General features: G+C 45.0%; 12 protein-coding genes. 5 read left to right on the forward strand and 7 right to left on the reverse strand.

Annotated features, from left to right (window positions below; genetic code table 11):
- Positions 1-43: 43 nt before the first annotated feature.
- Complete coding sequence (locus ACRRSW_RS13605) at positions 44-1006, forward strand: glycosyltransferase family 2 protein (protein ID WP_432452678.1); 963 nt, start codon at positions 44-46, stop codon at positions 1004-1006.
- A gap of 150 nt (positions 1007-1156) precedes the next feature.
- Here the strand turns inward: ACRRSW_RS13605 and ACRRSW_RS13610 are convergent, their stop codons facing one another.
- From ACRRSW_RS13610 to ACRRSW_RS13620, 3 genes are all read right to left on the reverse strand, one after another.
- Positions 1157-1729, reverse strand: a complete 573-nt coding sequence (locus tag ACRRSW_RS13610; RefSeq protein ID WP_432459610.1) for a hypothetical protein — start codon at positions 1727-1729, stop codon at positions 1157-1159.
- 74 nt (positions 1730-1803) lie between these two features.
- Positions 1804-2736 carry a Gfo/Idh/MocA family protein gene (locus ACRRSW_RS13615; RefSeq protein WP_432459611.1) on the reverse strand — a complete coding sequence of 311 codons (933 nt, stop codon included), beginning with the start codon at positions 2734-2736 and terminating at the stop codon, positions 1804-1806.
- Between the two features lie 127 nt (positions 2737-2863).
- Entirely contained in the window at positions 2864-2998 is a 135-nt protein-coding gene (locus ACRRSW_RS13620; protein WP_432459612.1) for a hypothetical protein, read from the reverse strand.
- 204 nt (positions 2999-3202) lie between these two features.
- Here ACRRSW_RS13620 and ACRRSW_RS13625 point away from each other — a divergent pair, with 204 nt between their 5' ends.
- Positions 3203-4900, forward strand: a complete 1698-nt coding sequence (locus ACRRSW_RS13625) for a carboxylesterase/lipase family protein (protein ID WP_432459613.1) — start codon at positions 3203-3205, stop codon at positions 4898-4900.
- A gap of 225 nt (positions 4901-5125) precedes the next feature.
- On the opposite strand, the gene ACRRSW_RS13630 is transcribed toward ACRRSW_RS13625, so the two are convergent.
- Both ACRRSW_RS13630 and ACRRSW_RS13635 read right to left on the reverse strand, forming a co-directional pair.
- Positions 5126-5767, reverse strand: a complete 642-nt coding sequence (locus tag ACRRSW_RS13630; RefSeq protein ID WP_432452674.1) for a glutathione S-transferase family protein — start codon at positions 5765-5767, stop codon at positions 5126-5128.
- A gap of 502 nt (positions 5768-6269) precedes the next feature.
- Complete coding sequence (locus tag ACRRSW_RS13635) at positions 6270-6884, reverse strand: LysE family translocator (RefSeq protein WP_432459614.1); 615 nt, start codon at positions 6882-6884, stop codon at positions 6270-6272.
- Between the two features lie 930 nt (positions 6885-7814).
- Here ACRRSW_RS13635 and ACRRSW_RS13640 point away from each other — a divergent pair.
- Complete coding sequence (locus tag ACRRSW_RS13640) at positions 7815-8723, forward strand: THxN family PEP-CTERM protein (RefSeq protein ID WP_432452671.1); 909 nt, start codon at positions 7815-7817, stop codon at positions 8721-8723.
- A 189-nt stretch (positions 8724-8912) separates the two neighbouring features.
- Here the strand turns inward: ACRRSW_RS13640 and ACRRSW_RS13645 are convergent, their stop codons facing one another.
- Positions 8913-10052, reverse strand: coding sequence for a hypothetical protein (locus tag ACRRSW_RS13645; protein ID WP_432459615.1), 1140 nt, complete (start codon positions 10050-10052; stop codon positions 8913-8915).
- A gap of 38 nt (positions 10053-10090) precedes the next feature.
- Positions 10091-10867: an outer membrane lipoprotein-sorting protein gene (locus ACRRSW_RS13650; RefSeq protein WP_432452669.1), complete on the reverse strand. Its 777-nt coding sequence runs from the start codon at positions 10865-10867 to the stop codon at positions 10091-10093.
- A gap of 196 nt (positions 10868-11063) precedes the next feature.
- On the opposite strand from ACRRSW_RS13650, the gene ACRRSW_RS13655 reads away from it, so the two are divergent.
- Complete coding sequence (locus ACRRSW_RS13655) at positions 11064-12056, forward strand: AvrD family protein (RefSeq protein ID WP_432452668.1); 993 nt, start codon at positions 11064-11066, stop codon at positions 12054-12056.
- Positions 12053-12775, forward strand: coding sequence for an ATP/GTP-binding protein (locus ACRRSW_RS13660; RefSeq protein ID WP_432452667.1), 723 nt, complete (start codon positions 12053-12055; stop codon positions 12773-12775). The genes ACRRSW_RS13655 and ACRRSW_RS13660 overlap by 4 nt, the downstream gene beginning before the upstream one ends.
- Positions 12776-12784 lie beyond the last annotated feature (9 nt).

A 12784-nucleotide genomic window follows, 5' to 3' on the forward strand; every position in this document is an offset into this window, starting at 1 on the left:
CTTATACCAAGCTATAAGCAAACTCAGTACCAAGGACAACAACATGCCTTCAGCTAAGCACTTTGTTCAAGCCAATTTCGCGCAGCCTATATGTTCGGTGATCATTCCCAGCTACAACTGCTTAACCTATTTAAAACAGGCGCTCATCAGTGTTCAACTGCAAGCCATTACAGATCTTGAGATCATCGTAGTGGATGACAACTCTAACGACGGCACCTGGCAGTGGTTGCAAAGCCAGCAAGCGACGCTCAGCAACTTAGTCTGTATTAAACAGCAGGGCAATGGCCCCGCTCATGCCAGAAACGTGGCCATTGATGCGGCGAAAGCACCACTAATTGCCTTTCTTGACGCGGATGATTGGTGGTTGGAAGGCAAGTTGCAACGTCAAATTGCTTTTCATCAGGCGCATCCAGAGTTAAGTTTTAGCTTTACCGATTATCGCCACATTGGGCCCAAGGGAGAAGACCGTGGCACCTGTTTCGAATTTTGGCCAAATTACCAAGATCAACGACAACAAACGCTAGGCTATCGCATTAAGAACGATGCCGCCGCAAGCCTATTTGCTGAGAATGTGGTGGGAACCTCCACAGTGATGGCCTCACGCTCAGCCTTACGCCGCTGTTTCGCTTTTGATGAACATTTACCTTCAGCCGAGGATTGGGATCTATGGTTAAAATTAGCCTTACATGGTCCAGTCGCGGTCAGTAATCACTGCGATTGCCATTACCTAATGCGCGATGGTTCAGAAAGTAGTAAAAGTGAGCAGCGCTTAAAAGCAATGAACATCATTTACCAACGTTATGCGGCCAACTTTGCAAGCAATACCCTTTCTGTTTTAAGTCAAGCCAAAGCGCGGATTGCCACCGCTGAAGCCGAACTTTATAACGATGAACAACAACGACTACTGGCCATCGGCGCTCGACTCAAGGCGCTCTATTATTCACCCAGCAAACGCCATTTGTTTGAAACGCTAGCCGATACCCGTAACTTGCTACTGATACGCTAACAAAATCGCAAACCTAATGGCAGCGTTACGCTCATCGTGAGCATCTAAAGCTGCCCAAGAGAGCAGTCAACAAGCTGAACAGACAGGGCCTCGCGGCACGCATTCGAAATAATGAGTCAAGCGATAAGCGTGCTTAAACGAGCCAAATTCTCACTGGTGATTTGCTCTGGCATCATTGGGAGCGGTTAAGCGACTCAGCCCCCAATGAGAAGAGCTGCTTGCCTGCAACTTCCAGCCGCGTTTAACCAGCTGCTTACGCATAAAAAATTGTAAGTAACCGTGACCAAACACTGCCACCTTTTGATGCTCTTCGGCTAAACATATGACCAACTCAGCGGCCAAATAAGCGCGCTGTTTCGCTTCGGTATAAGATTCGAAAGGCCCCTTAAACCCTATCGTCCATAACAAGCGGTTTAGATAAAGCCAATAATTTGCTTTGATTGTAAACGGCAGTTTATAGCGAGGAATTTCCATTTCCCTAAAGAGTTTATAGGTTTTGGGAGGTTGGTCTGTACAACGAATCGCCGATTCCACGGCTCGTTTAAGATCACTACCAACCACATAATGCGACTCAAGCTGTGACTTTAGCTGTTGTGGCGGCAGACTATCAACCAGCAATCCTGAGTGATGGTATTTTCTCACCCAAGCCACAAAGCCAGCCGCAGAGAGTTTCGGGTAAACTGCAGCACTGGGCTTTCCATGACGAACCAATACTATTTCCAATATTTAGCCTAATAAAGTTAACAGGGAGACCAATGACCAGAGCAAGGCCTTCCTTCAATGATGTTTAATTCGAATCAGTCACAGTTTTTAAGACTCAACTTTTCACACAAGCGATCTGCGAGACGGTGAGTCGCAATATTTCTTTCGATAATGGCAGAAGAAAGTTGCCCCTTGGCAACCACAGTCAACCAATCGTCGACCATCGCAGTAAAACCTTTACTCTCAAGCATTGGCACCCAGTCCTTTTGCATCAGTTTAGTCTCGATATTGTTTTGCCAATATTTGCCTTCGGCAAAGGAATCAAATTCGAATGCGCGATCTTCATAACAAGCGGTCAGCCGTTCCGAAGTTTGACCAAACTGGCGATTCATCGAAGCATGGAATAAACACGCCCCAGTTTGCCATTGCACATCAATCCGAGCTAACTGCTCGCCCTGCATTTGCCAAGTCAGATAGACATCATCCAGATCAGCCTTGGCGGCAAGGTTGACACTATCAAGCGGGTGAATGAAATCATCAAAAATAAAGCTGCGGATCTCGCCCGGTAGGTGATGACGATTTTTTTCCCAACGCAAGGCCTGCAAACTGCCAATATTAGCTTGAGCGAGTTCCGGAATATATTGGTTAAACAAAGGAACATGACGCCGATTAAACCCCAAATAAAGTGGCAGTCTCTTTTGGGCTGCTAGCTCATAGAGCTGTTCCACTTCGATGGCACTGTCACTCAATGGCTTATCAACGAAGGTTGGAATGCCCTGTTTTAAAAAAAAAGTCGCGATTTGAGCATGTGCCGGAGTCGCAGCATGGATCATCACCGCATCGACCTGAAAACGAGGCAACTCTCGATAATCCTGACAATACTCCGCCACCCGAAAGGTTTTTGACAACTGTTTGAGCGTGTCTGTATTACGGGTGCAGAATACTAAATCAAGCTTGGCTAATTGAGTTATAAACGGTAGGTAGGCTTTCTGGGCGATATCACCCAAACCAATCATCGCAACTTTCATGTTTATCCCTTTTAATCATTAACGCCAGAATTGACTAAGCGCGTCTTATTAAAAAGGAATTATGGTAACCGATAATTACAATCAAAGACACTCGCTATTCACCTGAATTTAAACAAAAAATAATCTGTTAGATGATTTTGAATAACATCTCTTGGCCGCCGTCAAGCCCCCACATGGCATCCAAAAAGAAAATAAATTGATGCGCCACAAATAGGTCCATACCGGTCACTAACGCGGCAAAGGCAAAGCTACAAAGAAGCAAAACATAGCCTTAAATAAACGGAGATGATACTCACGATTTATGGTAACACTTTGTAAGTTATCGTAACAATCACAGCCCCCTCACACTTCAACAAAGCCGCACCCTTTAACTAATTACTCGCACCATATTGTAAACACTTACCTCTTTTCGCCAGATATAGTCGAGCAAAACTAAAAACATAAACTCGACTGAATAGGACAAGTTATGAAACTCTGTGCACGCAAAATAATACACTTATGTGCCGCCTTACTCATCGCCATATTAATGGCAGGATGTAATGATGATCACTCGCAAACATTTCCTTACCAAGGTGTCGCACTACAAGAAACCCAATATGGTTTTGTGGAAGGTTTCGAAAGCCAAGAAAATAACACCATTGGCTGGCTAGGGCTCCCTTACGCTCAGCCCCCCATCGCTGAATTGCGCTGGAAAGCTCCGCAAAGCCCTGAAGCATGGCATGGCACTTTGCAGGCAAAAGCATTTAAAGATGGGTCAATACAAGGAGATAACTCCGAGAATGCGACAGGCAGTGAAGATAGCCTGTACCTGAATATTTGGCGTCCCAACACGGCAGACAAAGACTTACCAGTGTTGCTGTTTGTCCATGGCGGCGGCAATCGAAGCGGATCACCAAAAGAGTTTATTGGTGACAAGTTAGCTGAAGCGACAAACAGTATCGTGATATCAATCGATTATCGCTTAGGGGCCATAGGCTGGTTTAGACATCCGGCGTTAAAAAGTGGCGATCTGGCTAGTGATTCTGGCAACTTTGGTCTGCTTGATATTATTCAATCGCTGAAATGGGTGAATCAAAACATCAGTAGCTTCGGGGGCGATCCCGGTAACGTGACCCTAGCCGGTCAATCTGCTGGTGCGAGAGATACACTGGCACTGATGATCTCGCCCCTTGCCAGTGGATTATTCCATAAAATATTGGCACTCAGTGGCGGCATGACCACTTCCGAGACAAGTGCTGGTGACGCTATCGCACAACAAGCCGTGATCCAGCTAGTCATCAATAATGGCGAGGCAGATAACCAAGCAGATGCCATGATCTGGATAGCTCAACACGAAGATTTTGCCGCTTACTTAAGAGCGCAAGAAGCAGATAAATTTCTCGCTTTATATGGCCCAGCACCGATCAAAATGGCACCTTTCCCACACTTGTTTAAAGATGGCTATGTACTCCCTGCTGAGGGTTTTGAAGTACTTAAAACCGGTCACTACAACAAAGTTCCGGTGATGCTGGGCAGCGCGCAACAAGAATTTGCTATTTTTGCGCTAACCGATCCTGAATTTGCCCCATTACTTAGAGGATCGCAAGATCCCGATTTACTGGACTCTTATGGCACCGCAATGCATTACGGCAGCAACATCTACGCGGCATTCAATGTGGAAAATGTAGCCGACCAACTGGTAGGGAATCCAGACCAGCCTCCGGTATTTGGTTACCGTTTTGCTTGGGGCACAAGGTCTGGCGTGGTGAAATCACCAGCAGACACGCTTGGTTTATCCGCGACTCACGGCGCTGACATGGACTTTATAACGGGTCAATGGAGTAGTGGTATGAATCAGTGGTTCAATGGCGCGTTCTATTTCGACGAAAACCAACCAGGACGTGATGCTCTAAGCGCTGCAATGATGGCATATATAGGCAACTTCCTGCATACCGACTCGCCGAATGGTGAAGACCTCACAGAATGGCAAGCTTATAGCGTGCAGCATCAAATCATGCGTTTAGATGCAGATCTTGGCACTTCGATCATCGCAATGTCTGATGCTGTCTACGACAAAAATCAAGTTGATGCAGAAATGCAAACGGACTTAGCTTCCGATGAGTATCATTATTATATCGATAAGATTATTTCCGGACGTTTCTTCTGGGATCTTTGGATGGAGTAAACTTAAGCCGTATCCGCTATCGCAGTCAGCGAAAATTCAGCTGACTGTTGCGGGGCCAAAACTGACAGCATACACATCCGCCATTCACTTCGCCTATAGATAGTTTGCTGCGATCAGACTCATCTTCTTAAAATCATGTCCCTACTCAGGGCTCGCACCTAGTTGTGGCACTCACTTAATCACGATTTAACAGTTTAACCAGCGCCAGCTTAAATAAACTGAATGTTAATACGCTTCACGCGCTTTCAGCTCGCTAAAATCACTCATGATCCATTTTTTATAACCACGCCGACATCTTAAGCGTTGATACCATTGTGTCACTTTGGGCGGGAGCGTTATCTCTAATCCTTGGGATGTTAAGCGATAAAGAATAGAGCCAACACAAATGTCGCCAAGTGAAAGCGATGAACCAGCTAAATACGGACTCTCATTGAGCCTTTGCTCAAGAATATTTAAACATGCCTCGCATTTTTGTAATTGATGATTAACCTCCACCATATTCCGTTGGTTTACTGGCATTCGATAATACCCCCAAAATGTTCCCATAAACGCGGGCTGGAAAAGTACCTGTGACCAGTCCATCCAGCGCTCGTATAAAGAACACTGATAAGGATCTTGAGAATGCCATTGAGGATAACCGTAACTCGCGGCCAAATACCGCAAAATACTGTGTGATTCCCAAATCACTTTATCACCATCAATCAGGACAGGAACTTTCTTCATCGGATTTAGTTTTGAAAATTCAGCGGCATCTAATCCACCAAATCGCCCCCCTAATTCAATATGCTGATAAGAATTGCCTAGCTCTTCAAGAAACCACAAAACTTTTTGAACATTAAATGATGTCGTTCTTCCGTAAATTTTCACCTAACCATCCATTAAAAAGAAGACCATAAGTAGATCTCTATCATCCAAAATCAGAGTCGATATAACGACGACATCCCCAATTCAAAGGAAACTAATCAAGATCCACTGACCCCTCTTAACTCACCATTTAAACTGCGCAGCGGTAGAGCTTGGCATGTTCTAGCAGAGACTCACCCGCTAAGCCAATAGCAACATCTTCGGCTTACAGCATTTCCTCAGGATTACCGTAAACGTAAACCAGACATACTTCGCGAGTGTCTTTACAAACAGCTTGAATTTCTAGTCTACGATAACCATCTGGCTGATGAACCCGCTCAAATCACTCCATTTCCGCCAAGGCTTAGTGGCTCGCTGTTTGCTGTCGCGCCACAAGTACATAGATGTTGACCAAGGGAGGCTCAGAGCGACTTCGACACTCACTAGATTGTAACCACAATGAATCGTCAGAGCATCGACCAGCTGCAAGTCTGAAGGTTTAATACCTTCACCCGAGAATAAGGACTTAACGGCTACTTAAGGCGAGAGCCCCTGATGCGCCGACTAAAATACCACCACTAATTCGATTCACTACATTTAATCTTGCTTTTCCTGCACGCAAAACCTTATTTGCAGAGAAGGCATATAACATCACCATCGTAAAATCTAATAATGCCATAGTAGGACACATAATAGCCATTTGCGAAAACACTGGCTGAGTAGTATCAATAAATTGAGGAAAAAAGGCAGTAAAAAACACGATCGCTTTGGGATTGCCAGCTGCCACCATAAAACCCGACACGTAGAGTTTAGAATTTGAAACGTTTTCTAAATGATCATCCCTTTTGAACTTACTTTCTGAAGCAAACAACATCTTCACCCCCATATAAAACAGGGTTGCCGCGCCCAACCACTTAATCACATCAAAGGCCGCTTCAGAATTAGCAATAATTACTCCCAAACCAATCGAAACCAAAATCATTTGAATGAAATTAGCGCTAATATCCCCAAGGGCGGTAAATATGGTTCTTCTCACACCGTAATTAATGGAATTAACGATACCAAGAAAAACACTTGGGCCCGGTGTCGCTGTCAGCACCAACGATGCAGCAACATATGCGAACCAAACATCAACACTCATAAAACATCCCGACTTCATTTTGCTTACATCTCTGAAATGGTAACTCATTGAATGAAGTGAAGCACGAGCACTGTACGAGAGTGCTTAAGTTCACGACGACTGTGTCAATGGTGTTCGGCCTCGATTGCAGTGAACAGACAAGGCTAAAGCGATTCGATCAAAAACCAATCTCGACTAGACTCGCACGCATTGCTTCACCGGAACACTGCAATGCAGCCAGTTCATCGTCCACAACAAGAAGCTCAATGCCTTTTCCACACCTCTAGTCCCAATGCAAACCGATAAACTTAAGGCCACATGACTCAAGCCATATTACCGTTTAAATGAACCGATATTGGTCATACGGTTTTACTATTGTCTAATATAGCTTCCACTAAGGAGTAATCACCACGCCAATGACTAAGTTGGTGTATTCTTTACCTACAATAATTTTATAAACGGCTTGTTTTACCTCTAGAGCCAACCGCTCTATATGCTCAGATCATAGTCAAGCCCAAACACCTCTTGATTGAGCAAGGCTAAACCCAATATTCACCGTAGACCAAGCCGACACTTTAGAGTCACCATCCAGGCTCCGCCTGATTCATCATCTGTACAATCTCAAGTAGGTTTTTATCTGCGAGTGAGGTTTTAATCTGCGAGTGATAAACCCCTTGCAGCAACAGTAAAGTTTTATCTTCTTTCATTGAATAATGAAGAGGCAGGTCTGAGCCCAAGAAATAGATCCAACTTGAATTTTTAACCGATGCTTGGCCAACAACCATGATCAAAAGACTTTGATTTTAAGTGTCAGTAAATTTTACACCACGCTCACTAAAATGTAATACTATATACATAAAGCATTGTTTTTAAAGGATTTAAAATATTGGCCTCATATTTGCATTTACTGGAATCATATAAAACTCCTAAATGAACCAATAGATGAGCAACATGAATAAATTTAAATTAACTTGTATCGCATTAGGCTTAGGTTTTTCAAGCATTTCAGCAAACGCAGTTCTAATTACAGATTGGGATTACCTAAACGATGCTGGCTTCGGCACTGATTATACTTCAGAAGCTGGCGACGCAACAGGTGTGACTGCAACGGGTGCTACTTTAGACCAATTTGACCCACTTTTTAGTGGTGAACTCCCTAAAACATTGTCTTGGGGTCAACCTTATAAAGCGGTGAACCCAAACGAATTGCAAAGCTCTTTAGCAATTGATGATTCTAAAACTGGTTCAGTAACCACCAGTGTTGTAGATGGTGTTGGTGCCTTAGCGTTCTCTGAAGGTACAGGTTTAACCCATGAAAACTGGGGTGTAACGGGTGATACTTTAGTATCGGCAACTTTATTCGACGGTTTGTTTTTAGCCCCAACCGCGCCAGTGTCATTGCCTCCTACAGCTGCACCAGCTCTCCAATTTCAAATTCAATTTGAAGAAACCTACAACCACCCTACTGGCGGCACATGTGAATATGGCGGTACTCTAGACGGTGAAGTTGGTATCAACCAATCTGGTTGTGCCGATTTATTCACCATTATATTAGATGATGATGTTTCTTTCACTCAAGATGGTGATGCTATTTTCTTAAGTAATAGCTTCGTTATCCCAGCAGACGGCTTAGACGACTACGAATATACCTTAACAACTCGTTTGTTAGGTCTAACATTCGTTGAAAATGTAGATTGTCCAGAAGGTAAAACCTGTATCGGTTTCTTAACTGAAGAAGATAATACCAATACCCTTGAAGCTGCATTTGCTATCTCAGCTAGAGAAGTGACAGAGCCAGGTACTTTAGCTATCTTTGGTTTAGGTTTATTAGGTTTGGCTGGCTTACGCCGCCGTGCTTAAGACCGAATAAAAATGATGCGAAGAATTTAGCATCATTGCTTAAGATGAAAAGCGCAGCCCCCTGTACTGCGCTTTTTTTTCAAATTTTATATGTAGAAGCTTTATTCGAAGCCAGTGGGCTGCTTTCGACAGCAGCTGTTTGGCTCTGATGTTTATCAAGTAAGCCAAGACGAGAAAAGTTCGACGCAACTAAAAGTAATACTCGAGTCCCAGTGATAAGTAACTGTCTTTGCTCATGTAGAAAATCGGCTCAGTGGGTGACATGGCCGATAACCAGAACCCTTCTGCCACCCAACGAAAATGATGACTCACCCGACCTGACGCGGTTAATTGATATAGCTGCGAGTTTTTTTTAAGATCAAACAGGCCCGACAACAATAACTCCGTATCACTGACATCGTTTGCCTGCCATCGAAGCCCTACAAACAAATCGTTATTATAAAGCGTTGGCGGTGCCTGAGTGTCCCGATTATCCCAAGTATACTCGGCAATCAAACCCAACTGTCCCGGGCTGAATTCAAAGCCGTATAGGGAATACTCCGCCCCAGTGACCAGCGTCAGATAATTTTTACCTTCCCCATGTTTGGCAACACTTTCCCATTTCCACAGCAGATCATCTCTGGTCCACTGCAGGTCTAATCCGAGCTGAGTCATAGTGGCGTAAGATTGCAGTAGCTGAGCACCGTCATCGAGCAACATCGGCTCTCGGCTATTCCCATTGAATAAGCTAATCCCAAGATCTAGCTCGTCTCGCCAAAATGCCACTCTGGCCGCCAAATCCAGATTGCGCTTACCGTCAGAATAAACAATCTCTTCACCCACCGGCTTCCCCGGAGACAAACGTTGCTGCGGTTCGCGAAATGGTCTCACTTGATGAAACGGCAACAACAATAGCTGTGCTTCCCCCCACTGAGGCCAATACTGAAAGTGCAGCATCGGCTGACCAATCTTCTCGTCGTTACCTAACGCTATCCGCCCGTCATACTGATTTACGATATTGATTGGCTGATAGACTTCGGTAACCCCCCAGTAAACGGTATCAATACCGACCGTCACCGAATAACGCTGCGCATTATAAGCAATGTTCGCCTCACGCCAGTTCCCAAAAATCACATCAGCTTGTGGCTCATACCGTGAATAAGGTGCCAGCAGAACATTCCAGCCATCGTCATTCCACCACTTCAACTTAGGCGCTAAGGTAATTTGCGGATTAAAGCGATGGCAACACTGTTCTGCTGATAGCGGCGCCTCGGCGTATACTTCGCCCGCCAGACCCGCATAGCCTTCCAGCATCATCTCTGCCGAGACATCCCCGACATAAACGGCCATCAATATACAAACCAGACACCTCATGCTTTTAACCATCATCAATTATGCCTGTAAGCCCGCTGCAACTGTCTGGGGTCGAACTGACTTTCAGGGAGCGTTAATCCCAAGCGATAGTCCTGCCAGGTAAGCTCGGTGGTGCGTTTCGAAATTAAGTTCTCCATAAAGGCAATATGTGGACGCCAGTAGCGATCTTCATATTGCTTATACTCTCTCAGAGAAAGCTTCTTAAGTGGTGTTCCTTTGCGATCGAAATATTCAATCTTGCGTGGCTGGTAAATGGACTGATCGATCCAGGCAATCAATTTAGAGTAACCGGAATTCACATATTGTGGATAACAGGCCAGCAACCAGTAACGATGCTCACCTTGCACTTTTTCACCCACCAGTTGATAGCGATATTTATCCAACTCCCACGAACTCATATCTTCATAGGCAAATTCACTTCCCATAAATGGGCCGGAGCGATTATTCGACGAAATCCGCTTCACTCGCTTAATGGACGGCAGATACAGCCACTGATCATCCGCTTCAATCGCATGGCTAAAAGTCAGTAAACTGGTCCCGGCTATATCGCGAGGCGCTTTAAAATAGGTAATGATTTTATCACCCTCATCAGCCTGCTCTTTACCTTGCACCGTCAGTTGGCGCTGCACCGCGTCACCATTGGCGGCTGTAATCGTCATTTCAACCGTCGCAGTGTAAGACTGATAACCACTATCTCGATTCACCATCTCGGTTGCGATATCCAAACCAGTGGGTTCTTGGCCAAACGCCAGGCTCGATATCATTAATAGCAGCAATATGCTTTTTATCATGTTTCCTCCTTGATGCCATATCCCCATATTCAACGTTGAAATATGAACAGACAGTAAACATACATAAGTTGTTGAAAAACTTAACCTGTACGATCAGACAGGTTTATTCAGACAAGCGGACAGGATAAAAATATAAGCAAAGCAGCTAGCATGATTTTCTCAAATAACTGTTCGTATGTTAGGAGTAGAAACCGAAATGGAAGCTGAACCAATCTTAGAACAAGGATGTACACTCATTCCACATATCGATGATGCACTCGGCCCCGCCGCACAACGTTATTTTGGCGAGGGATATAAAAAAACCCAATATCGGTGCAACGTCAAATACACCGCCAGCTTCGCCGAAGGGACCATCGCGATTGATTACCGAACCGACTGGTCACAAAAGGAAAAAGTCAGTAGCCGCCCGCCCCACCTGAGTACTATCGATGCGTTTCTGGTTGCGGGTCGAATTGCCTGTGAGCTGCTCAGACGAGAATTCAACTTAAGCGAACAACAGACATCCCAGGCATGGATCCGACACTTGTCCATCAAGGCTGGCAGTGAAGCTTTAGAGGATCTGGTTGCCGTTCCGCTCAGCACCCGGCTAATAAAATCGGTGACCAACAATAACAGTATGTTTGGGGTTCTCAGTCATTTCAAAACAGTCTTAAAAACAATGGAAGTTGAGATCATTATTGACCACCCGCCGGGTATTGACAGCCACACGGTGAATGCGGCTCCCTTAAACGCTGAAGAATATTTCATCGATGAGTTCCGGGAAAGACACTGCGAACTATACAACAACAGCTTTAATGATAAATCCTGTGCAGTTTCTTGTGAACTCACCCTACAACGACCGGGAAATCAATTCAGCGGTCTGATGGGCCAATATCCACACGCCCTGATGATTGTGGATTGGCTAACCAGCTTCGCTCAGCTTTCACAATTAGTGATGTATCGTTTAGATAATGTGCAACGAAACCAAACCAATAACCTGTGGATGCGTTCAGTCAAAATCACTGCCCCGTACCCAATTATTCCCCAGCAAAAACATACCCTTACTTTACGAAGTACGCGCAACTCGCTAATCAACAAAAATCACGAACAATGGCGTCTTGCTACCGTTTCAGGCTCTATTGCCAGCCATCCGGAATTCTCACTTAGCGCCAAGCTTTGCCACTCACTTCCCCAAGGAACAATCGCATGAAAATTGCCATATCAGGAACCTATTCAACCGGGAAAACAACCCTAACCGAAGCGCTCGCCATTGCAACTGAGATCCCCAGAACTCAGGCCAGAACGATGCGGGAAATCCTGCCGGATGCAGTTCCAGGAAAAACCCTGGAACAATGTAAACCCTTTGAGTTACTCACCCTTGGTTTAAGCAGACTAACCGAGCGGATGATTAACGAAGAACAGTTTGGTGATCGTTTTTTTTCCGACGGTTCTAGCCTTCACGAATGGGTATATGGTGCCGCCAGATTAGAAACCGGAATTAATCCATCTGAAAGTGACTTGCTGTTAGCCCTAAAACGTATCGCAGGCGCTCCTTATGCCTCACTTCACAAAGGCTATATTGAAGCATTTGGCAATGTCGCCAAACGCCATGCAAAAAAAACCTACAGCCAATTTGTCCATCTACCGATTGAATTTGATTTGGTCGCAGATGGTCACCGACCGGTCTCCGAAGTATTTCGTCAGCTCTCCAATGATCTGTTACTAAATACACTCAAAGAACTGAATATCCCGTACATTGTCGTCGGTGGTGAGCTGCGAGAACGTCTGCTCACCATTGCGCAACACTTTCACCTACCGCTACGCATGGATCCCGATGAGGCGATCGAAACCGCAGTCAATAAAGTCAAGGCGGAAGCGATCGAAATCGAAAATCATCGTCTGTCGGTCCTTGCCGCTCAACAAGCTTAAACATAGGAT

Origin of the sequence: Agarivorans sp. QJM3NY_25 (assembly GCF_050870875.2) — a bacterium.
Classification (GTDB): domain Bacteria; phylum Pseudomonadota; class Gammaproteobacteria; order Enterobacterales; family Celerinatantimonadaceae; genus Agarivorans.